The 21,351-nt window shown below is 51.0% G+C and carries 21 protein-coding genes; 17 read left to right on the top strand and 4 right to left on the bottom strand.

What is annotated here, in order from left to right; translation table 11 throughout:
• Positions 1-50: 50 nt before the first annotated feature.
• From AC1DF0_RS21630 to AC1DF0_RS21620, 3 genes are all read right to left on the bottom strand, one after another.
• Positions 51-3,032 (bottom strand): DEAD/DEAH box helicase, encoded by a 2,982-nt coding sequence (locus AC1DF0_RS21630; protein ID WP_477575317.1) that lies wholly within the window; start codon positions 3,030-3,032, stop codon positions 51-53.
• A gap of 14 nt (positions 3,033-3,046) precedes the next feature.
• Positions 3,047-4,699 (bottom strand): SWIM zinc finger family protein, encoded by a 1,653-nt coding sequence (locus tag AC1DF0_RS21625; protein ID WP_477575275.1) that lies wholly within the window; start codon positions 4,697-4,699, stop codon positions 3,047-3,049.
• Positions 4,700-4,846: 147 nt separating this feature from the next.
• Positions 4,847-5,227, bottom strand: a complete 381-nt coding sequence (locus tag AC1DF0_RS21620; RefSeq protein WP_442048451.1) for a hypothetical protein — start codon at positions 5,225-5,227, stop codon at positions 4,847-4,849.
• 278 nt (positions 5,228-5,505) lie between these two features.
• On the opposite strand from AC1DF0_RS21620, the gene AC1DF0_RS21615 reads away from it, so the two are divergent.
• The 3 genes from AC1DF0_RS21615 to AC1DF0_RS21605 all read left to right on the top strand — a co-directional run bounded on the left by AC1DF0_RS21615 (position 5,506) and on the right by AC1DF0_RS21605 (position 6,751).
• Complete coding sequence (locus AC1DF0_RS21615; protein ID WP_337102878.1) at positions 5,506-5,688, top strand: hypothetical protein; 183 nt, start codon at positions 5,506-5,508, stop codon at positions 5,686-5,688.
• Positions 5,689-5,820: 132 nt separating this feature from the next.
• Positions 5,821-6,285 (top strand): CcdC family protein, encoded by a 465-nt coding sequence (locus tag AC1DF0_RS21610; protein WP_442048452.1) that lies wholly within the window; start codon positions 5,821-5,823, stop codon positions 6,283-6,285.
• 76 nt (positions 6,286-6,361) lie between these two features.
• Positions 6,362-6,751 carry a hypothetical protein gene (locus AC1DF0_RS21605; RefSeq protein WP_442048453.1) on the top strand — a complete coding sequence of 130 codons (390 nt, stop codon included), beginning with the start codon at positions 6,362-6,364 and terminating at the stop codon, positions 6,749-6,751.
• A gap of 46 nt (positions 6,752-6,797) precedes the next feature.
• Here AC1DF0_RS21605 and pdxR read toward each other — a convergent pair whose 3' ends face one another.
• Complete coding sequence (gene pdxR / locus AC1DF0_RS21600; protein ID WP_442048454.1) at positions 6,798-8,219, bottom strand: MocR-like pyridoxine biosynthesis transcription factor PdxR; 1,422 nt, start codon at positions 8,217-8,219, stop codon at positions 6,798-6,800.
• 135 nt (positions 8,220-8,354) lie between these two features.
• Between pdxR and AC1DF0_RS21595 the strand changes: the two genes are divergently transcribed.
• From AC1DF0_RS21595 to bioC, 14 genes are all read left to right on the top strand, one after another.
• Positions 8,355-8,834, top strand: a complete 480-nt coding sequence (locus AC1DF0_RS21595) for a RidA family protein (protein WP_477575274.1) — start codon at positions 8,355-8,357, stop codon at positions 8,832-8,834.
• Position 8,835: 1 nt separating this feature from the next.
• A complete protein-coding gene (locus tag AC1DF0_RS21590) occupies positions 8,836-9,408 on the top strand; it encodes a DJ-1/PfpI family protein (RefSeq protein WP_442048456.1) in 573 nt (190 codons plus the stop codon).
• Between the two features lie 151 nt (positions 9,409-9,559).
• Complete coding sequence (locus tag AC1DF0_RS21585; protein ID WP_477575273.1) at positions 9,560-11,314, top strand: putative bifunctional diguanylate cyclase/phosphodiesterase; 1,755 nt, start codon at positions 9,560-9,562, stop codon at positions 11,312-11,314.
• Between the two features lie 452 nt (positions 11,315-11,766).
• Complete coding sequence (locus tag AC1DF0_RS21580) at positions 11,767-12,324, top strand: hypothetical protein (RefSeq protein ID WP_477575272.1); 558 nt, start codon at positions 11,767-11,769, stop codon at positions 12,322-12,324.
• A 150-nt stretch (positions 12,325-12,474) separates the two neighbouring features.
• A complete protein-coding gene (locus tag AC1DF0_RS21575) occupies positions 12,475-13,464 on the top strand; it encodes an aldo/keto reductase (RefSeq protein ID WP_477575271.1) in 990 nt (329 codons plus the stop codon).
• A 142-nt stretch (positions 13,465-13,606) separates the two neighbouring features.
• Positions 13,607-14,311, top strand: coding sequence for a hypothetical protein (locus AC1DF0_RS21570; RefSeq protein WP_477575270.1), 705 nt, complete (start codon positions 13,607-13,609; stop codon positions 14,309-14,311).
• A gap of 11 nt (positions 14,312-14,322) precedes the next feature.
• Complete coding sequence (locus tag AC1DF0_RS21565; RefSeq protein ID WP_477575269.1) at positions 14,323-15,021, top strand: CD3324 family protein; 699 nt, start codon at positions 14,323-14,325, stop codon at positions 15,019-15,021.
• A 14-nt stretch (positions 15,022-15,035) separates the two neighbouring features.
• Positions 15,036-15,263, top strand: coding sequence for a hypothetical protein (locus AC1DF0_RS21560; RefSeq protein WP_477575268.1), 228 nt, complete (start codon positions 15,036-15,038; stop codon positions 15,261-15,263).
• 185 nt (positions 15,264-15,448) lie between these two features.
• A complete protein-coding gene (bioA, locus tag AC1DF0_RS21555) occupies positions 15,449-16,810 on the top strand; it encodes an adenosylmethionine--8-amino-7-oxononanoate transaminase (RefSeq protein WP_477575267.1) in 1,362 nt (453 codons plus the stop codon).
• Positions 16,807-17,553, top strand: coding sequence for a dethiobiotin synthase (bioD, locus tag AC1DF0_RS21550; protein WP_477575266.1), 747 nt, complete (start codon positions 16,807-16,809; stop codon positions 17,551-17,553). Before bioA ends, bioD begins: the two co-directional genes overlap by 4 nt.
• Before the next feature lie 26 nt (positions 17,554-17,579).
• Complete coding sequence (gene bioB, locus AC1DF0_RS21545) at positions 17,580-18,557, top strand: biotin synthase BioB (RefSeq protein ID WP_475822520.1); 978 nt, start codon at positions 17,580-17,582, stop codon at positions 18,555-18,557.
• Positions 18,558-18,569: 12 nt separating this feature from the next.
• The gene (gene bioF / locus AC1DF0_RS21540) at positions 18,570-19,748 is read left to right on the top strand and encodes an 8-amino-7-oxononanoate synthase (protein WP_477575265.1); all 1,179 of its coding nucleotides are present in this window, start codon (positions 18,570-18,572) and stop codon (positions 19,746-19,748) included.
• Positions 19,745-20,512, top strand: coding sequence for an alpha/beta hydrolase (locus AC1DF0_RS21535; RefSeq protein WP_442048467.1), 768 nt, complete (start codon positions 19,745-19,747; stop codon positions 20,510-20,512). The genes bioF and AC1DF0_RS21535 overlap by 4 nt, the downstream gene beginning before the upstream one ends.
• Positions 20,475-21,293 carry a malonyl-ACP O-methyltransferase BioC gene (gene bioC, locus AC1DF0_RS21530; protein ID WP_477575264.1) on the top strand — a complete coding sequence of 273 codons (819 nt, stop codon included), beginning with the start codon at positions 20,475-20,477 and terminating at the stop codon, positions 21,291-21,293. The genes AC1DF0_RS21535 and bioC overlap by 38 nt, the downstream gene beginning before the upstream one ends.
• Positions 21,294-21,351 lie beyond the last annotated feature (58 nt).

Genomic DNA, 21,351 nt, shown 5'->3' with positions numbered 1-21,351 from the left:
ATTGAAACGGGATGGAGCAGAATAATGTCTGCTCCATCCCGTTTTCATATTTAATCGGCAAAATCATGCCGCAGCGTGAAGAGGTCGCGCAGCGCATCGGTCGATAGCTCGGTAATCCAGCCTTCGGAGCTTGTGATGATCGTGTCGCTAAGCTGCTGCTTGCTCTCGAGCATCTCGTCGATCCGCTCCTCGAGCGTACCGAGCGAAATGAACTTATGCACCTGTACATCTCGGGTCTGACCCATCCGATATGCGCGGTCGGTTGCTTGGTTCTCCACGGCCGGATTCCACCAGCGGTCGAAGTGGAAGACATGGTTCGCCGCTGTCAGATTAAGTCCGACGCCTCCAGCCTTGATCGACAGAATGAATACGTTCGGCTGTTCCTCGGGTGGCAGCGTCTGCGATTGGAATTGCTCGATCATTCGGTCGCGCGCGGCCTTGGACGTACTGCCGTTCAAATACAGCACCGGCTCCTGCAGCTCATGCCGGAGCACCTGCTGCAGCATCTGTCCCATGCCGACGTATTGCGTAAAGATGAGGCAGCGCTCGCCTTCGTCGCGCAGCTCGCGAACCATCGCGAGCAGGCGTTCCAGCTTGGAGGAGCGGCTGATGAGCGCCTCCGTATCAAGCGGGGCATCGGCAGCGGCTTCGCCGATTGCTGCCGCCGTCTTCTCCTTCGTCAGCAGTAGCGGGTGATCGCATAGCTGCTTCAGCTGGGTGAGCGCGGCAAGAATCGCGCCTTTCCGCTCGATGCCCTCAAGCTTCTGCATGCGGTCCATGAGCTGATTCACGCTCTGGTCATAAAGCGCGCCTTGCTCGGCCGTGAGATGAATGTACGTCTTCATTTCGTTCTTATCCGGCAAGTCGAGCTGGATCGCGGGATCCTTCTTCTTGCGGCGCAGCATGAACGGCTTAACGAGCTTCTGCAGGTCGGCCATCCGTTTCTCGTCGCGCTCGGTTTCGATCGCCTTGACGAACCGCTGCTGGAAGCCGGCCGCGCTGCCGAGGAAGCCGGGATTGATGAAGTCGTAGATCGACCATAGCTCGCTCAGCCGGTTCTCGATCGGCGTGCCTGTAAGGGCGATGCGATGCTTGGCCTTCATGCCGCGAACGGCCGACGACTGCTTCGTCTGAGCGTTCTTAATGTTCTGCGCTTCGTCAAGACAGATTGCAGCCCAATTAATGGACTGCAGCAGCTCTTGATCAAGCGTGGCCGTCGCATAAGAGGTCAGCACGATGTCGGCTTGCTGAGTCTGCGCAAGGAAGTCGTCGCCGCTGTTGCGTCTGCCGCCGTAGTGGAACGTGACGCTGAGCGATGGGGCGAAGCGCGTAATTTCCTTCTGCCAGTTGCCGAGTACGGATGTTGGGCAGATGATAAGGGCCGGGGGAGCGCCGTGTTGCAGCGCTCCCGTTTCCTTCATATGCAGCAAGTACGCGATCAGCTGTACCGTCTTGCCCAGGCCCATGTCGTCGGCGAGACAGGCGCCGAGACCGAAGCGTCTCAGGAAGGAAAGCCATGCGTAGCCTTCCCGCTGATAAGTCCGCAGCTCGGCGCGGAGCCCGGCCGGCGGCTCAAGGGGCGGCAGCTCGGATTGCGAGCCGAGCTGACCGATCAGCTTAACGAGGTGTTCGTTAAGCTCGACCTCGAGCTGGATGCGGGCCGCGTTGTCCGCCGCTGCAGCAGCCTCTTCTTCAGGGCTGCTCGCGCCGCCGTTTCCGAGCAGATGCAGCTGCAATACGTCCTGGAAGGACAGTCCTTCCGTCCGATCCACGCTGGCCATCAGCTTGCGAATTTGCGACAGCAGGGCAGGGTCAAGCGAGATCCATTGCCCGCGAAAGCGAACGAGACGTTCGTTACGAGAGACGAGCGCGGCGAACTCTTCCTCGGTGAGATCGGCTTCGCCGATTGCGATTCGCCAGTCGAAGTCGACGAGGGAATCGAGACCGAACAACGAGCGGTTCGTTGCTCGGCCCGCGCTGTCTTTCACTTTGGCGCGCAGCCGCGGCTTCTTCTTGCTCGCCGCCTCCCACCAGGCGGGAAGCAGCACTTGCCAGCCGGCTTCGAGCAGACGCTTGCTGTCCGTCGTTAGAAACTGCCATGCGGCTTCGTCCGATAACGGAGCGCTAAGCAGATCATCGTCGTGTGCGCCCGCGTCAGCAAGTTGCGCAGCCGGCAGACAAGCGCGAAGATGCTCCAGCCAGCCAGCCGAGCGTTCTTGCACGAAGCCCGTCCATGACGTCGGCCAAGAGCCTAACGCGCTGCCATTCCCTGTCAGGCGGATTGGCGTAATCGCCGCAGCGTCCAGCTTGTCCTGCAGCACAAGCCGCAGCCGCCAGTCCAGCTCCTCCTCGCCCGGCTCAAGCAATTGCAGAAGCGGCCGGAACGGCGCCGAATCGGCTCTCCAGCCGACCGCAATGAGCCAAGCCTGCTCGTCCATCCCGGCAGCCGCCGAGCGATCTTCCGCGAATAAGAGCGGAAATTCCCGGTGCAGATCGGCTTGCTCGGCTTCGGTAGAATAGAAACGACCGAATACGGCGGCCGAGAATGACGCTCGAAGCCCTTCCGCAAGGGTATCCTCCGCTTGCTCATCCTGATCCTCATGATCTTGCGATTGATCCAGTATCCTTTGCGCGTCTGCATTGTCCCACGACCATTCCAGCTTGCCTTCCTGGAAGGCAGGGAGACTCGGAATATATTGTTTTTCCTCCAGACATGCCGCCAGCACTGGCGCCAGCTGAACGAGCGAGGGACCATGTCCGGCCCATTCCCATTCAATCGAAGAGAGGAGCTCCAGCTCGGCGAAGAACGGAAGCACCTGCTCGGCAGGCAGCAGAATGAGCTCTGTATGCTGTACCTGCATGACTTCTAGCTCTGTTCCATAGAAGGACGGCTCATGCCAGGCAAATAATCGGTGCTTTAGCGCCAAGCCGCTCATAGCGGTGTTGCGATTCGCTCTATGTCCATATAAGAGGGCGTCGCCTTGTGTCGTTATTGTAACGGTAACCTTAATCATGTCTACTTGGATGCTCATGTTCATGTTCGCACTCATGGTATCAGCTTTCCTTTCCTCAATTCCTCTGATAAGGCGCGCAGCCTGCTATGCCGCTCAAGGAATGAGTTCAAGAACAGCTCCCATCTGTCCTCTCGTTTCAGCTTCTTATATAGCTTGGCGAGCCTCTTAAGCAGCTTGACCGCCTGCTTGTAATCGGCTCTGTTCTTGAGCAGAACGTACCGCTCAACGGCTTGGTGGTAAAAGGGGAGCAGCAGCTTCGGATCGTTGCGCTCAATATCCGCGAATTCCGAGACGCGATAATCGAGCGGTTCCCTGCCCGAGCTCATCTGAAAGTCCATCCACTCGCGCAGCTTGCCGTAATTGAGCAGCTTGTCCTCATAAGCTTCCTGACTGGCTGGCAGTCGCTGCTTCAGCGTATGCCACATGAGCGGCTCGGCGTCTGGACGATGAAGAAGTGCCTCGTCCCATAGATGCGAATACAATTGCTCGGCATGGGTGACTAAGCCTACGATGTTCGAACCGAACCATGACAGCCATTGGATCAAGCGGTCCCAATGTTCATCCTTGATTAGCGCATGCAGGAATCGGAAAAGATCATCGGAACTGCCATCGGACCGTTTGATCGTGCCCAGCAGTTCCCAAGCTTTCTCGTCCTCGGATAGGCTGAACGACATCCAGCTTCGCGCAATCAGCCACGGATATTGGCGGAGTTCGCTTCCCAGCGCTTCGGAAGCAGCCGCCAGCTCCCGAAGCTCATCCTCATAAAGCGCCGTGCCGTTCATATTGGGTGTAAGCCACTCCGTCCACAGTTGGAAGTAGAAGCTGACCGCAGCTTGCTGAATGCGTGATTGGACGAGCATGGCGCGGCGAATAATAGCGAGAGTTTCCTTGACGCGATCCCATTGCTCAGGTTCGGCTTGGATGGGAAGATTCGAATCCAATACGCCCATTATTTCTTTTTCTAGATCGATAGCGGCTGAATTCGTGAAGAAACCCATATAGAAGTGGCCCGGCATGGAGGAGTTCGCTATCGGCTTCGTCAGCGCTTGAAGAACGAAGAGCCGGGCGTTCAGACCAAGAAGCTGCTCCAGTACGGGCGAGAGCGGGGGCTTGTGAGCCATAATGGCCTTCAGTGAATCCTGCACATATTGTCCGTTCCGCGTCTTCTCCTCGAGTCCTGCCGTGCAGAGGGCGAACCATTCCTGCCACTGGGCGATCGTCATCTGTGCAAGCATGCTGCCCTTGCCGGTCAGTTCTGCTGCCGATAAGACGGCTGGCTTATTAGCAACGGGCTGCTGTTTGCGTACGGATGCTGCGAATGTAGTTGCGGATCGCGGCGAAGGCTGGCTGAAAACATGCTGTCCAGCGTTCACAAGCATCTCGACGGATCGGTTCTGCAGTCTGGCGTACTCGAGCAGAATCGCGAATTGATGCTTGCAGTTGCCGCCTACCGGACACGAGCAGTTGCTCAGTGTGAAAAAATCGAGGTTAATCTCGACCTTATAATTGTCGTTCCCCTCGACGATTCCCTCTATTTGCTGCGGCGCGCTCATCGCGATATGAAGCACCCGCCCCTGTCTGTAATAAGCATACCCGCGCTTAATGGTCCCATCGTCGAAGCTGTCGCTTACGTCTTGAACAAGCATATTCCATTGATTGTTATCTATCCTATACAAGTTATCCATGTTCGAATAATCTCCCATTTGTTTCACTATGAAAAATCTTAGGCCGCCAAAGAACAGTGTCTTTCGGCTACTCTAGATTATATCACTAAACGCAAAAAAATGGCGGCACAGGAGGGAGAGCCTGCACAACCATTTCATCCTAGTTTGTTAGCCTTTGAAGGTTGCTTTGGTAAGCTCCTGTTGGGTGAAGCGCTGAGCGGCGACGAGCTGGCCGTCTGCGTCTTTGCCCCAAGCGGAGACGAGCACGCTCTTGTGGCTGGTGAAGATTTGCACCTCGTATTGCGCGATTGTTGCAACGTCGAGGATGACGAAGTTGGATTCGAATCTTCTTAATGTAAATGACTGATTACTCACGAGCCGCTTTCTTCCGTTCAATTGAAACAGCTTCACGCGTACCCTTACGTTATTGCAAGTACTGTTGTTGAGCGCCTTGACGAAGACGAAGCTCGACGCGCCCGGCGGCGTGAACGAATCGTCGACATTAACGGAGTTCTCGACGGGGCCAGTTGAATATTTAAACACAGCCATCTAATCTCACAACCTTTCAATAGATTCATATATTCTATGAAAAGGTTGCCAAACGGCTTGGACGATTCTACTCTATTAGCTGAAAATAGGCTGCCCTCCTATCGCGAGACTGCGTATCGGGAAGGATATTTCCGAATACGATTTGCTCGCTTTGGAAGAGAGACGCTGAGGCGGATATTTGCGGATAATAGCGAGCATATGCGGTTTTTCAATACCCGGTTATTCCGATATACTTAATCGAGACGAGACAGAATACGACTGCTGGAGGCTGATTTTACTTGACTTATTCGGATTTGTTGGGTCGTCGCAACGAGATTTTGAAGAAGCGCATCGAGAAGTTTGCCGTGAAGAGCAATAAGCGGGGCTTAAGCTCGCAAGAGAGCCATTTTTATCAGCATATCATTAAAGAATGGCATCAGAACGAGATGGAACTGAATACGGTAAGACGCCGTCAAATGTAGCAAGCAACATCATCGTTATTCGTTAGGAGCATCTTAGGATGCTCTATTTTTTTGCGCACATAAATATTTCCAAAATATGCTTATCGATGTATACTGATTGAGGATAAAAATGGAGCGGAAAGCGGTGGGGAAATGAACACGAACGAAATGTATATTATGGTTTTGGCGATTGCCGCATTGGTGCTTTGGAGGCGTACGAGGTCCTTCTACAAGCCGGTGCGCGGAGGTAAACGGTTATTGCTGCCGATGCTCTTCATGCTGCCGGGCATCACTTTGTTCATGAATGCGGACGTACATGCACCGATGTACGATTGGCTTATCGCAGTCGTTCTAGGCGTCGCGATGTCGCTGCCGCTCATATGGACGACGAACTATGAGGTTCGGGACGACAATCAAATCTATGCGAAAAAAAATATGGGATTTATTTTCGCCTTCCTCGCGATTCTTGTTATTCGATTTGCCCTAAGAGGGTACCTGGATATCGTTAATCCTTCGACGCTGGGCGCCTTGTTCATGCTCGTTGCGTTCTCCTACGTATTGCCTTGGCGCGTGGTCTCTTACATGAAATACCGCAAGGTCGCCGGGCTTCGAGCCTAGTCCCGAAACAAATGCAACTCGAGATACGTCTTATAGATGCATCAAGAAAAAGCGTTTCGAGAGAGGGGCAGTAGTTATGCGTTGGCTTCCTGCTGCAAGAAGCAGTCGGTGGTGGCTATGGGCGGGCATATCGTCGCTTACGGCAACCTTGCTGCTATGGCTTATACGGTTCGTCCTTATGGAGCAAGCCTTCACGGGAGTGTATGCTTTCCGGTTTCTGCTGTTAGGCACGGGCTTATCGTTTCTGTTCGGCTTCTTCGGATGGCTGGGCGCGCGTAAGCTGGCATTATGCTCGACTGCCGGACTCGCGGCGGGTCTAATCGGAATGGCCGTTTATTCTAGGGATATGACCGGCTGGGAGGATCTCATCAGTATCCTTGTGTTCATGGAGTTGATTGCAGCCGGATTCGCCGTTGGCCTTATTGTAGAGGTCATTTATCTCGTTATTAGAATTAGCAAAAAATAATACGAAGCAAGCGATATGCGCTCTCGGGCCATATCGCTTTTTTTTATTAATGACGCCATACAGGCGTCCATGCTTCGCTTAATAATTGAATGCCATGCGACATATCGCTGTCTGTTATGCCTCCGAAGCCCAGGTACAGCTTAGGCTTGTCGTTAAGTCCGGGTAGGTCCGGGCTTTGCAGACCGTAGACGCGAACTCCTGCGGCTGCCGCAAGCTCGATGAGCCGCTCGGGTCTGCAGCTCGCTTCCAGCGTCAGCTCAATATGCAGCCCGGCATGATCGCTTGTCACTTGCGCTTTGCCCGGCAAGCAGCGTTCGATGCATGCGATCAGCCATTCATGCTTCCTCCGATACACCTGCCTCATTTTGCGAATATGACGATACCAATGGCCTTTCTCCATGAACAGCTCCATCGCCCACTGATCGATTCGCGACGGGCATGTCAGAATATGCGTTAGATCGTTTAGCTTCTCCATAAGCTTCGGCGGGAGCACCATGTAGCTCATCCGCAGCGCGGGTGTGAACGACTTGGAGAATGTGCCTAAATAGATAACGGAATCATGGCAGTCCATCCCTTGCAAAGAAGGGATTGTTTTGCCGTAATAACGGAATTCGCCGTCATAATCGTCTTCGATGATATAACTGCCGCTTGCTTGTGCCCATTGCAGAAGCTGTTGCCGCGTTTTGTAGGGAAGAGGACTGCCCGCGGGACGATGCGACGGGGTCAGGTAGAGCGCCTGTAGCGTGCTGCGTTCCAATTGCTCGAAGGTCAATTCGTGATGGTCGCCTTCGCCTTGAATCGGAATGAGCTGTAATTGATTTTGTTCGAAAATGGTCCTCACCTGAGCAATGCCATACGCCTCTACGCCAACGGCCAATCCCTCTCCAAGCAGCCTTGACAGCACATGGATGCTGTTCGAAATGCCCGTGCCGACGACGATCTGTTCGGCCGTACAGACTGCTCCCCTCGAATTCGTCAAGTAGCGGGCAAGCTGCTCGCGCAAGCTGTATTCGCCTTTCGGATCTCCGTATTCGTGAATGAAGCGGCTATTTGCCGCAAGCGAATCGGCTAGGGCGGATCGCCACAGGCGGAGCGGGAAGGACTCGCCGTCGACGGTCAATAGGCTGAAGTCGATCACCGCGTCCTGCGGCTTTGCGTCTTGCTCGTATTGCTGTCTCGCAGGTTCACTATTCTGCGGAGATGAGCTCACGCGCGGGTGCTGTCCATAATGGTGATGGATCACATATAGGCCAGAACGAGGCTTACTCGCCGCGTAACCTTCCTCCAAGAGCATCTGATAGGCGGTCTCGACGGTCGTTTTGCTGACGCCTAATTGCTTGCATAATGTCCGCACCGAGGGAAGTTTTGTTCCGTTTTGTACGATGCCATCCTGAATAAGCGATTTGATACGCTTGTAAAGCTGTAAGTATAGCGCTCCTGTATCGTTCGGATGAAGCGTTATATCCATGGGGGTAAGTGCCTCCGCTTCAGTCAATCTGACCACTAAAAATAGTAGTTGACTGACACTTTGTTAGGGGTCAATTGTAGTATAGACTGTGATCTAAGCAATCGGCAATAGAGAAGGGTGAAGGGGGACAACGGCATGGAAAATGATGTACCGATGGAGGATACGTTTTCTAGATTGGAGAGGTTAGGCATCAAGCTGCCGCCCGCCAGCGAACCGGCAGCCAGTTATGCGAACTGCGTCTTGGAAGGCGGGCTGCTGTTCGTATCGGGCAAAGGACCAAGCAGCGGAGCAAGAGGGAATCTGGGTATCCATTATACGACAGAGGAAGGCTACAAGTATGCGAGAGAGACGGCGATTGAAATATTGGCCGTCGTCCAGTCTTATCTCGGTTCATTGGACAAGGTGGCTCGCGTCGTGAAGGCGCAGGGCTTCATTAACGCAAGCGCGGAGTTCGAGGAGCATCATAAGGTGCTCGACGGCTTCTCCGATCTGATGGCCGAAGTGTTCGGGGATAGAGGCGTACATGCTCGCTCCGTATTCGGAGCGGTATCCTTGCGGGGCGGACTGCCCGTTATTATCGATTCCATATTCGCTGTGCGGGAGGAGGAACATTAAGATGCGGCTTGCTTTTATATTATTCGATGATATGACGACGCTTGACTTCAGCGGCTTCCATAATGCGGTGACTTGGCTAAAGAAACGCGGCATAGTGGAAAATATGACTTGGGATTATTGCGCGGCTGCGGAAGAGATTACGGATGATCGCGGCATGCGCGTAAAGGCCGATCTTGTTTTGCCGCATTTGGGCGATTACGATGTCGTGTTCATTCCTGGAGGAATGGGGACGAGGAGACTTGTTGGCGACGCTTCGTTCATCGAGTGGCTGCGGACGGCAGGAGGAGCCGAATATAAAGCGTCCGTTTGTACGGGAGCAGTTCTGCTTGGCGCTGCGGGCTTGCTCGCGGGGAAGCGGGCAACTACGAATCCGAACGCTATCGAACTGCTCGTTCCTTATTGCGACACTGCGGTGAAGGAGAGATATGTGCGGGATGACACGGTTTTTACAGGTGGAGGAATTACGGCATCCGTCGATTTGGGATTGTTTTTCATCGAATCGATCTGGGGCGAGGCTGTTGCGGCAGAGATTCAGCAAACGATGGATTATCCGTATTATAAACGCTTAACGTAAGCGTCATAGCAGGGAACAGGAGAAGGACTTGTCCAATTTGGCACAGTTCCTTCTTTTTTATTTGCGTAAAATAGAGAATAATGGAGGAATTTCGGTAATTTTGTAGAAAATTTTAACAGTACATACTGTTTACCGAATGGGAGAGGGCCACATGCTGCATAGAAAAAAAGACAAGAGTACCCATCCAATAAGAAATGAAGCTTATGAGAAGCTAGGCGAGGGATGGGGAGACAAGCGCTCCTTCAGCCCGTTGCAAGGCTCACTGCGGATTGCAGGCATATATTTTATAGTAGGGATCTTGTGGATCTTACTTACGGATCGGGCTGTATCGGCTATTACGGATGATGCGGATTGGCTCGCAAGTATTAATATGATTAAAGGGTGGTTCTTCATCCTCGTTACCGCGCTGCTCGTCTTCGGGCTTATATGGCGGACGCTCAAGCGCATCAAGAGGATGGAAGAGAAGCTGGAGCTTGCTTATCGCGAAATGGTGCAGGCCCACGATGAGCTGGAGTCCGCTTACGAGGAGATTACGGCGACCGAGGACGAGCTGCGGCAGCAATACGAATTCGTCATCGATAATCAGAAGAAGCTGAGGGAAAGCGAAGAGAAGATGCAGCATCTGGCCTACCACGATCTGTTGACAGGTCTGCCGAATAAGCTGGCGCTGTACGAGAACGTATCGAGTTCTTTCCTGGCGGGCAGGCCGGGCCAAGCAGCACTGCTGTTCGTCGATATAGACAACTTCAAATATATTAACGATACGATGGGGCATGGATTCGGCGATCGGCTCATCTTGAAGGCAAGCGAGCGTTTAAGGGCAATCGTCGGCCGTCAGGGTGACGTATACCGGTTCGGCGGTGATGAGTTCATTATCGTATGGCATTCACTAGAGGAGCAGGAGTATATTCATGTCGCGGCGGGCAGCGTTTTATCCTGCTTTAAAGAAGCGGTGGATGTGGAGAACACGATGATTCATATCAGCATTAGCGTAGGCGTCAGCTTATATCCGGATCATGGCAGCGATATGATGGAGCTGGTGAAGCGCGCGGACATTGCGATGTACAAAGCGAAGGAAGCGGGAAAGGACAACTATGTCGTCTTCGATCATCCGCTGAACGAGATGTTCGCCGAACGGATGATGATCGAGAAGCAGTTGTACAAGGCATTAGAGCAGGAAGAGTTCGAGCTGGTCTATCAGCCGCAGGTCGATTTGGCGTCGAACCGGATATCGGGGCTGGAGGCGCTGCTGCGTTGGAAGAGCCCGGAGCTCGGTTACGTATCGCCGCTTAAGTTCATTAACGTAGCCGAGGATTCCCATCTAATCGTGCCGATCGGCGAATGGGTGCTGGCGACCGCTTGCCGATTCCTGAACGAGCTTCATCGCAAAGGGTTCGCTGACCTGACGATGTCAGTCAACATATCCGTGCTGCAGCTGATGCAAAACGACTTTAACGAGATGGTGCTTCGTACGCTGGGACAGTCGGGACTTGTGCCGCATCATTTGGAGCTGGAGATTACGGAGTCGGTGCTGCTTGAATCGTATGATTACGTAAGCGTGAAGCTGAACGAGTTGAAACGCGAAAATATTAAGATCGCGCTGGACGACTTCGGCACCGGCTATTCCTCGTTGAGCCACCTGACTCATCTGCCGATCTCGACGCTGAAGATCGACAAGTCGTTCATCGATCTGATCGGGGCGGAGTCGAATCAAGCGACGCTTGTGGAACAAATTATTTTGATCGGCAAAAGAATGAGCATGTGCGTGATCGCCGAGGGCGTGGAGAATGAGAGACAGCTGGCTTACTTGCAGGAGAGGGGCTGCGACAAGGTGCAGGGCTACTTGTTCAGCAAGCCGTTATCGGCCGGCGATCTGGAGCAGCTTCTGCTCGGTTGGAATGAATAATGGGGAATGAGGAGAACCTTACTTGCGTTGAACCTTGCGGTTCAGAGCTGATAAGGTTCTTTTAATTCTGCGAAGGCTCCATGACCGAACAACCAGTCGCCTTTGTAGATTTAACGGGAATCTCTCCAGTTATTTATTGGTATATCACCTATTAAGCGATGAATAACGGGAATTTCTCATGTTAATTGCCCCCACATCACCCATTCAGCTGAGAAACAGTGATTTTAACGGGAGTTTTTCCATCTAATGTATAAAAAGAGGCAGCAGCCCTAAAATTAACGGGACTATTTCCAGTTATTATTGTCCATGATTAGTTAGCACGGGTGAAAGCGAAGTCGAGCATTTGGCGTGTTGGCTATGGCATTTGTGCAACAAAGTTTTTTCCAATTTTCGTCAGAGCAGTGAGGTGATATAGAATGAGAGCTTTTATTTTATTAGGATGCGTTGCGGTTATGATCGTATTGGCAAGCTGCGGCTCGCAAGCAAAGATCGATAAAGGTAGTAACGATCCGGCCCCTGCTCCGTCGAATATTGAAGAAATAAACAGGTCAAGCGCCGAGGCAACTGAAGTGGATTTTGTCTACCGGCTTGTCTCTGAGAAGGAAGAGTATCTCAAAGGTGAACCCGTAAAGGTATATGGAGAATTAGAATACATCGGAGACAAGGAATCCGTGACTATTTATCACTCTGCATCACCGTTCTATTTTCCGATAACGGAGACAACAAGGAACTATGGAATCGCTTATATGATGGATCAGCCGTTATTGAACACAACGCTCAAAAGAGGAGAGCCGCTTCGAGAAGAATACAAACGAGGCGGCGGTTACGGTGAACAAGATGAAAAGGATTATGTTGATTTCATAAAAAGCTTATGGGAAGACKGATTTCCTGAAGGTCACTATGTAGTTAATGGTTATGTAGATTTTTATGTTCAAGCAAATACGGACGGCGAAGATAATAAACAAAGCTATAAGATACAAACTGACATTGATTTTGAAGTGAAGGAATAGGAGAGGGGATTGTTTTGCTAATGGGTGCAGCGGTTGTTGTGATCAGTTTCGTTCGATAATATTCAATATCGCTTGACTTGGAGTTAACTCCAAGGAGTAAACTATAATAGTCGGAAAACCATAACTATTATGAAGGTGAGGAACAATGAAATGGATTATATGAAACTCGGAAATACAGGCCTGGATGTATCACGGCTTTGTCTTGGCTGTATGAGCTTTGGTGTAGCGGAGCGTTGGACCCACCCTTGGATACTTAATGAAGAGAACAGCCGTCCTTTTATAAAAAGAGCTTTGGAGCTAGGCATCAATTTTTTTGATACGGCGAACGTATATTCAGACGGAACGAGCGAAGAAATCGTTGGCCGCGCATTAAAGGAGTACGCCAATCGTGATGAAATTGTTCTGGCGACTAAGGTTCATTTCCGTATGCATCAGGGTCCCAATGGTGCCGGTCTTTCCCGTAAGGCCATCATGAGCGAAATCGATAAGAGCCTTAAGAGACTGGGAACGGATTATGTAGATCTGTATCAGATTCACCGCTGGGACTACGATACGCCAATCGAAGAAACGATGGAAGCGCTGCATGACGTTGTGAAGGCCGGGAAAGCAAGATACATAGGCGCTTCAGCAATGTTCGCATGGCAGTTCCAAAAGGCATTGCATGTTGCCGAGAGAAACGGGTGGACGCGATTCGTATCGATGCAAAATCACCTCAACCTCATCTACCGTGAGGAAGAGAGGGAGATGATGCCGCTCTGCAAAGAAGAGAAGATCGGTGTCATTCCTTATAGCCCGCTTGCATCCGGAAGGCTCGCACGCGATTGGTCCGAAACCACTTATCGTTCCGAAACCGACCAAGCCCAGAAAATGAAGTATGACGCAATGGCTAGTGCAGACCTCTCTATTATAGAGCGGGTTGCGGCAATCGCGGAAAAACGCGGCGTTCCCCGCGCTCAGATTGCGCTTGCCTGGTTGCTGCAAAAAGAACCGGTAACCGCTCCGATCTTCGGCGCTACAAAAATGTCCCATCTCGAAGAAGCGGTAGGAGCTCTTTCCATAACGTTGACTGCTGAAGAAATTGCATCGATGGAAGAGACGTATGTCCCACATCCTGTCGTTGGCGCGATTACGTCACGATAAACGCTTAATTACAGCTGTGAGTGTGAAGTTGATTAAACCTATTCATTGCCTATATCCGGGTACATGGCCGATGGTATTATTACCACATATCAGGTGCGCAACTGATGAGTTTACCATTAGCAGGTGTAAAGGAGATAGAGACATGAGTAATGACCATATCATTAAATCCATGCTTTCTGATCGGGTGAGCATGACGCCGAATGGGTTTGTCGCGGATCTATTAAACCCGGATCAGTTCGCAGATTGCTACGAGTTGTTTTTTGATGAAATATTTGAAATTAGTGCATCGGATATAGCAGGGTTGGCGGGTTACGGTGATTTTGACGAGGACTGTAAAACAGAGTACAGCACCTGCAGGGATTATCTAATCGGCAACTTTGCAGAGGACAAAGAGGGCTATTGGTTTAATTGGAAGGAACTATTCGATACGACGATTTTGGATCGTGATTTTGTCGAAGCGTACTTGAAGGAAATGAACGACAGAATTCATTATTGCGAAGGTAAACGTTATTTGGTAAACAATAATACGTTTTTCGAAAATATGATTACCGACGGCAAGACAACGGTCGGATTTCCCGACTGGAGCAGATCCGGCATTTGCGATTTCCTTTTGGATTTTGTAATTATGGACCTAAATAAGCCTTACTTAAACATACCGGAATTGCTGGTTGAGTATTGCAACCAAAGGAATATCGTCATCCCGGATTTTAAAGAAAGATATTTGTGTATGGCTTACTATAAGGGCATCGATGTTTTGCGCTGGCATGCCTCGATTGATGACACAGAATCCTGCGAGTCTATTATGAAATCAATCAGTGAGTTGAAGGATCGAATTTACGCCCTGTAGATGGTGATGACATGAAATATGAAAATGCCGGCGACATCATACCTGAGAAGCTATTGAAAGAAATCCAAAAATACGCGGCCGGGAAGCTGCTTTATATTCCTACCGGTGAGGAAAAAAGGGCTTGGGGCGAAATGTCCGGCTATCGTGATCAATTGCAGAGACGCAATATGATGATCCGCAATAAGTATGCCAAAGGGATGACCGTATCGGAGCTTGCGGACGAATATTTTTTATCGTTGGATTCCATGAAGAAAATCATCTATTCGAAGAAAAACGACAGACAGCTGACCTATGCTCCAACCGTTCAGTCAGCCGTTAAATTTGCGGAGATAGGGATGCTTGAGGAATGGATTCAATGTTATCAGCTGTTTTCCAGAAAGGCTGCTCCTCATTCACACGACTGGCTACAAGAAGAGCATATCTACTTTGGCGTCGTGAAGTTTCCTTTGCGTCTCATCCAGCTTGACGGAATTGAGTCAGGGAAGGACTGTGTTAATGAAGCAGATGAACTTTCCTCTGCTCTTCTGCCGCTTCTTATTCAGTATGAAGACGGGAAATTTCATTGCGTCGAACAGAAAGAAATGTTAACTTCATTAAAACAACGCAAAGTAAATGCGTACCCAACCGTAGTTGCTCTGAAGGGAACGTCGGATTATAAACGATTTATGAAGCACTATGGAAACGTATTGCTTTTCATTAAAGATGAATGATGGAGGAACGAAACATGAATTTGACTCCACTGCAACAATCGATATTATTGACTCTAACCACGGAGTGGCAGTCACCGGCGCAAATTGCTGGCCAGCTGCCGAAAGAATCGGGGAATCCAACCGACATCAACCCTTCGCTCCAAAGCCTTTTGCGTGAAGGATTGGTGCAGTCTAATCCCGTTGTTGTCGGTTTGTATCGATTAACAACACTAGGCACAACCCTTAAGACGACGGAATTGTAAGATTGAAAACAGCGGTAGCCTGAGACTCTATATGGAGTCCAAGTCTGCCGCTGTTTTTTTGTTTCGATCCATGTGTAAGTGCTTTACAGTGCCGTCTCTATCTGATAATATGGCTACATTAATTGTTAACCAAAGTATAATAGATTTAGGTTAACAATTAATAAACTATTGGATGGTGATCATTTGTGATAACGGATTTTGAACGACTTTCTACCCTGAATAAGGAACACTTATGGCATCCTTTCACTCAGATGAAAGACTACAATAACTCCGATCCCCTTATTATCGAACGGGGTGAGGGAATCAAGTTGTATGACGTCCAAGGACGCGCTTATTATGACGGTTTCTCATCCGTTTGGCTCAACGTACATGGTCACAACGTGCCGGAGCTAAATCAGGCGATCACGGATCAGTTAGGACGCGTCGCCCATTCAACCCTTCTCGGAATGGCTAACGTGCCCGCAATCGAGCTTGCAGAGAAACTGGCGGGGATCGCTCCGAAAGGATTAAACAAAGTCTTTTATTCGGATTCGGGAGCAACCGGGGTCGAGATCGCGATCAAAATGGCTTTTCAATACTGGCATAACCAGGGGATACGGGGTAAAAGGTCGTTCATAACGATGAATCAAGCGTATCACGGAGATACAATCGGCGCGGTTAGCGTTGGCGCGATTCCTCTCTATCACGATGTGTTCCGCCCCATGTTATTTCCTTCGCACGTCATCCCATATCCATACGCTTATCGCCATCAGGGCGGTGAGACGAAAGCATTGGAGGCTACGCTAACGGCGCTTAGTCATCTGCTCGAGACGCGTGCAGAGGAGATTGCGGCCCTCATCGTGGAGCCGATCGTGCAAGGCGCCGGCGGCATTATCGTCATGCCGCCGAACTGTTTACGCCAGATGGCTGCGCTTTGCCGCAAGCATGGCGTCCTGCTTATCGCCGACGAGGTGGCGACCGGTTTCGGTCGGACGGGCGCTATGTTCGCATGCGATCTCGAAGGCGTATCTCCGGATTTGATGGTGATCGGGAAAGGACTTACCGGAGGCTATCTGCCTGTGGCAGCGACGCTAGCGACGGATGAAGTGTATAACGCGTTTTATGCCGATTACGAAGAACAGAAGACATTTTTCCACGGCCATTCCTTCACGGGTAACCCGCTTGGTTGTGCCGTTGCTTTGGCTAGTTTGAAGCTAATGGAAGAACGCAAGATGGTTGAAGGGGTAAGAGCAAAGGCATCATTCATTGAGCATAAGCTCGAACCGCTTAAAGATCGCCCGCATGTCGGCGAAATCCGGCAAAAGGGACTGATGATCGGTATCGAACTCGTTCGAGATAAGGCATCGCGAGAGCCCTATGAATGGGCAGAGCGGATCGGCGTTCGCGCAAGTCTGCGAGCCAGAGAGCTCGGAATGCTAACGAGGCCGCTAGGCAATGTGATTGTTTTCATTCCTCCGCTTGCCAGTACTGAAGCTGAGCTGGATGAAATGACAGATATTTTGGCTGACTCGATAATAAGCGTTACCGATGGAGCATCGGTTACATGAACAAAGCGAACGCCGAAACGATAAACGGTTTATTTGTGACAGGAACGGACACTGGGGTGGGAAAGACAATGGTTACGGCCGCCATCGCGGCCGTGCTTAGAGCCGAAGGGTTGAATGTTGGTGTTTGGAAGCCGGTTCAATCGGGTGCGCGAATTGGCAGCGGAATGACCGATGCTGAAAAACTGGTGCAACTCACGGGAATCGATGAACGGCCTGAAGCGGTGGCACCATTTACATTCGAATCTCCTGTAACACCGATGCTCGCCGCCAAGCAGTCTGGGGTTACACTTTCGCTCAAGGAGCTTATCGAGGCTAGCGCACCGCTCGTTAAACGTTACGAGGCGCTGATCGTCGAAGGCGCCGGCGGTGTCGCGGTACCGTTGACCGATGACGCCCTCATGGCTGACTTTATTTCGGAACTTCGGATGCCTGCTCTGATCGTAGCCCGTTCCTGTCTGGGCACGATTAACCACACGCTTCTGACGGCGTCCTATCTTAGGCAACGCGGAGTTCCGATCATAGGCGTCATTATGAATGACATCAAGTTAACGGAGCCGGTTGACGATCCAAGCATCGCTTCGAATGCGGAGCTCATCGAACGTTACGGCGGACTTAAGGTCCTTGGCCGGTTTCCCCGTTTGCATGCCGATGCGAATTCAGAAACGTTGATACATACCTTACGAAAAACCATACAACTCGCGCCTATTAGAGACGCGATTGCTATTGGGTCCATGGGAGGATGAATAAGTTGGGAACTAAGATTGCAGTAATGGAGTGGCAATCTCTTGCCGAGAAAGCATTGAGCGGGGGGCGTCTAACGTTAGAGGAAGGACTCGCCGTGCTCGAAGCCGACAATGACGAAGTGCTGCTTATCATGAATGCCGCGTTTACGGTGAGAAAACATTTTTACGGCAAAAAAGTGAAGCTGAACATGATCATCAACGCCAAAAGCGGTCTTTGCCCCGAAGACTGCGGTTATTGTTCGCAATCTATTGTTTCAACGGCGCCCGTGAAAAAATACACCTTGCTCGATAAGGAGACGCTGCTTGACGGAGCGCGCGAAGCGATGGCACGCAAGGCCGGAACCTATTGCATTGTAGCGGCGGGTAAAGGTCCGACAGACAAGGAGCTTAATCAAGTAGTTGATGCGGTTAAAGAAATTCGTGAAACGATGCCGCTAAAAATTTGCGCATGTCTGGGCATTCTGAAGGACGATCAAGCCAAACGGCTTGCCGAAGCGGGCGTTCATCGGTATAACCACAATTTGAATACGAGCAAAGCCAACTACTCCTCTATAACGACGACCCATACATATGATCAACGCGTTGAAACCGTAGAGAAGGTTAAGACGCACGGCATGTCTCCCTGCTCCGGCGTTATTATCGGCATGGGCGAGACCGATCAAGAAATCGTAGAAATGGCCTATGCGCTTCGCGAGCTCGATGCGGATTCGATTCCTATCAATTTCTTGAACGCGATACCGGGAACGCCTTTGGAACATGCAGGCCGAACGCCGTCGATGAAAGGATTAAAGGTGCTTGCCCTGTTTCGTTTCATTTGTCCATCTAAAGAAATTCGCGTAGCGGGCGGTCGCGAAGTGAACCTCCGTACGCTTCAGCCTCTGTCCTTATTCGCCGCAAATTCACTTTTTGTAGGCGATTATTTAACAACTGTAGGACAAGAAGTATCATCTGATCATCAAATCATCGAAGATTTAGGATTCGAGATTGAATTGAACGCCCTGTAAGGCGGTGACACCATGAAATGGATGGAAAAAGAACTCGAAGCATTGGCAGAAGCCTCGTTGGAGCGTTCATTGCGCGAACACAGTATCGTCTCCGAATCGCCTGGGTACACGGTGCGAGGAGAACGAGTGCTGCTCAACCTTTCTTCCAATAACTATCTTGGACTCGCCGACCATCCTGCCATTATCGAAGCAATGAGGGAAGCCCTATTAACCGAAGGAGTCGGATCCGGCGCTTCGCGCCTTGTCACAGGCAACCGGTTGCCCTACGGCCGACTTGAAGAATCGCTGGCCGAATGGCAGAACTGCGAGGCCGGACTAGTTATTGCAAACGGCTATATGGCTAATTCCGGTGTTATTAGCGCGCTTGTTAGCCGTGGAGATGTCGTTTTCAGCGATCAGTTGAATCATGCAAGCATAGTGGACGGCGTCGTACTCAGTCGCTCGGAGCATGCCCGGTACCGTCATAACGACATGGAGCATTTACGGACATTGTTGAATAAGTATCGCGATAATCGGCGAAAGTTGATCGTTACTGACGCTGTCTTCTCTATGGATGGCGACCAAGCGCGCTTGCACGAACTCGTCGCTCTCAAACGCGAGTACGGAGCGATGCTCATGGTGGACGAGGCGCACAGCGGGGGAATTTACGGAAGGCGCGGCGAGGGGTTGTGTCATGAGCTCGGACTGAAAGACGATGTTGATATTCATATGGGTACGTTTAGTAAATCATTCGGCGTTTACGGAGCTTATATTTGCGGCAGCCGCACGTTGATTCGGTGGTTGTTGAACAAAGCAAGACCGCTCATTTATTCAACTGCGTTGCCGCCTTCTCTCGTAGCCGGTATTTCAAAGGCGTTAGAGTTGGTAAAAGCGGATCACTGGCGCCGAGAAAGATTATACAAGGCAAGCAGAGTATTTCGCAGCTCGCTTTGCAACGCGGGTTTCAAAATTGGTGACGGTGACTCTCCTATCGTACCGTTAATCGTTGGCGATAACGATACCGCATTACGTTTCAGCAGCGCGCTTGAAAAGGAAGGGATCGCTGCGGTTGCAATTCGCCCGCCGACTGTCCCTGAAGGTACAGCACGAATTCGCTTTTCATTATCGGCAATGCATTCGGATAGAGAACTAATCGATGCAGCCGACTGCATCTGCACTATCGGGCTTCAAATGGGGGTGCTGCGTCCATGATCGCACGGGACAACTTCGGCACCGTCTTATGGCTGACCGGATGGAGCATACAGGACTCGGTTTTCGATAGGCTGCGCGGGTTGTTGCCAGACTTTCACCATATATCCGTTGACTACAGCGATGCAAATACTCCGCAGAGTATACTGCTTCAGACTGAATTGGCGGCAGAGAGTCTACGTTCTACAAAGGGGTTATGTGGCCCTTTGTTAATCGGAGGCTGGTCGCTCGGCGGTTTATTGGCGCTAAGACTCGCGGCCGCAGGTCTAGCTGATGGCCTTGTTTTATTTGCGGCAACGGCTCGATTTACTCGTCCGAAAGAAGAGGCTGATCGCGGCTGGGCAGATGTGTATGTTAGACAGATGATTGCAGGTCTTTCGAAGGACCGCGAGGCGGTAGAAACAAAATTTCGCCAAATGCTGTTTACGGAATCCGAATTCGAAGCGGGGCTGGACAAGAGCCTTCCTCCTAGCTGCTCCTGGACGATCCCGGCGCTAATCGCGGGCCTTCAGATATTGCGCGGCAACGAACTCTTGTCTCAACTTAAACAAATCGATTGTCCGGTTTTTCTTGTGCATGGGACTGAGGATAAAATATGTCCTTATGGCGCCGCGTCGGAGCTTGCATCATCATTGCCTCACGCCGTGCTTCATACAATACCTTTTTGCGGGCATGCTCCGTTTTTGGGAAGGGAAGAAGAGATTGTTGAACAATTCAGGAGATGGTGGGATGAACAGTCGGATTACCGCAATTCGGCGTCAATTTAATCGCAGTGCAGAGGGATCGTATGACATTCACGCCGATGTACAACGTTCGATGGCAGACCGGCTTGCAAAATCACTCTTAGACTGGAAAAGCAAAAGTCATGCGGACGAACTTAACATTCTTGAAATTGGCTGCGGCACAGGTGCTCTTACCGAGATTTTGGTGAACCAGTGGCCCGCCGCATCTATTACTGCACTAGACATTGCACCCGCGATGATCACAGTAGCTGAACAACGCGTCAACTCAAATACATGCTTTCTTCATGCTGATGTGGAGACGTGGGCTTCTGAGGCCCCGACGGATTCCTTCGACCTTATCGTTTCCAATGCCTGCTTCCAATGGCTAAGTCATCCGTGGCAAACGCTAAACCACATTCAGCGGATTCTTCGCACTGGCGGCCTACTGGCGTTCACGACATTCGGGCCGGATACGTTTCGCGAGCTGCATCAGGCTTTTGATGGCGTTTATCGCGCCAACGGAATGGAGCCTCAACGGCACGGACTATCGTTTCTATCAACTGCCCAGTGGAATAACTTGCTTAAGGAAGCAGGGTTTTCAAATATCCAGTGTAAGCAGGACATTCAAAAGGAAACGTACATCTCCCCAAGAGATTTCCTTCTTTCGGTTAAAGCGATGGGCGCAAGTACTTCTGAAGCCACCACGCCCAGAGGACTAAGCTCTCGACGCCTATTTACCGACATGTATAAGGAATACGAGGATAAGCATGGCATTCAAGGAGGCGTCGTTGCCACTTACGAGTTGCTTTTAATCGAAGCAGAATAAAACAGCGGCAATCTAAGACTTTATTTTTGAGTCCTAGACGGTCGCTTTTTTATTTTTG

The organism is Paenibacillus sp. 05T425 (assembly GCF_056396205.1).
This window is presented reverse-complemented; position numbering and strand designations above follow the sequence as displayed.

What these genes read in the sequence shown, in the direction of transcription:
- bioD (WP_477575266.1), top strand. Translation starts at nt 16,807, where the DNA reads ATGAACAAAGCGAACGCCGAAACGATAAACGGTTTATTTGTGACAGGA.
- AC1DF0_RS21630 (WP_477575317.1), bottom strand. Translation starts at nt 3,032, where the DNA reads ATGAGCATCCAAGTAGACATGATTAAGGTTACCGTTACAATAACGACA.
- AC1DF0_RS21570 (WP_477575270.1), top strand. Translation starts at nt 13,607, where the DNA reads ATGAGTAATGACCATATCATTAAATCCATGCTTTCTGATCGGGTGAGC.
- AC1DF0_RS21565 (WP_477575269.1), top strand. Translation starts at nt 14,323, where the DNA reads ATGAAATATGAAAATGCCGGCGACATCATACCTGAGAAGCTATTGAAA.
- AC1DF0_RS21610 (WP_442048452.1), top strand. Translation starts at nt 5,821, where the DNA reads ATGAACACGAACGAAATGTATATTATGGTTTTGGCGATTGCCGCATTG.
- AC1DF0_RS21590 (WP_442048456.1), top strand. Translation starts at nt 8,836, where the DNA reads ATGCGGCTTGCTTTTATATTATTCGATGATATGACGACGCTTGACTTC.
- AC1DF0_RS21535 (WP_442048467.1), top strand. Translation starts at nt 19,745, where the DNA reads ATGATCGCACGGGACAACTTCGGCACCGTCTTATGGCTGACCGGATGG.
- bioC (WP_477575264.1), top strand. Translation starts at nt 20,475, where the DNA reads ATGAACAGTCGGATTACCGCAATTCGGCGTCAATTTAATCGCAGTGCA.
- AC1DF0_RS21560 (WP_477575268.1), top strand. Translation starts at nt 15,036, where the DNA reads ATGAATTTGACTCCACTGCAACAATCGATATTATTGACTCTAACCACG.
- bioB (WP_475822520.1), top strand. Translation starts at nt 17,580, where the DNA reads ATGGAGTGGCAATCTCTTGCCGAGAAAGCATTGAGCGGGGGGCGTCTA.
- bioF (WP_477575265.1), top strand. Translation starts at nt 18,570, where the DNA reads ATGAAATGGATGGAAAAAGAACTCGAAGCATTGGCAGAAGCCTCGTTG.
- AC1DF0_RS21595 (WP_477575274.1), top strand. Translation starts at nt 8,355, where the DNA reads ATGGAAAATGATGTACCGATGGAGGATACGTTTTCTAGATTGGAGAGG.
- pdxR (WP_442048454.1), bottom strand. Translation starts at nt 8,219, where the DNA reads ATGGATATAACGCTTCATCCGAACGATACAGGAGCGCTATACTTACAG.
- AC1DF0_RS21575 (WP_477575271.1), top strand. Translation starts at nt 12,475, where the DNA reads ATGGATTATATGAAACTCGGAAATACAGGCCTGGATGTATCACGGCTT.
- AC1DF0_RS21625 (WP_477575275.1), bottom strand. Translation starts at nt 4,699, where the DNA reads ATGGATAACTTGTATAGGATAGATAACAATCAATGGAATATGCTTGTT.
- AC1DF0_RS21585 (WP_477575273.1), top strand. Translation starts at nt 9,560, where the DNA reads ATGCTGCATAGAAAAAAAGACAAGAGTACCCATCCAATAAGAAATGAA.
- AC1DF0_RS21605 (WP_442048453.1), top strand. Translation starts at nt 6,362, where the DNA reads ATGCGTTGGCTTCCTGCTGCAAGAAGCAGTCGGTGGTGGCTATGGGCG.
- AC1DF0_RS21620 (WP_442048451.1), bottom strand. Translation starts at nt 5,227, where the DNA reads ATGGCTGTGTTTAAATATTCAACTGGCCCCGTCGAGAACTCCGTTAAT.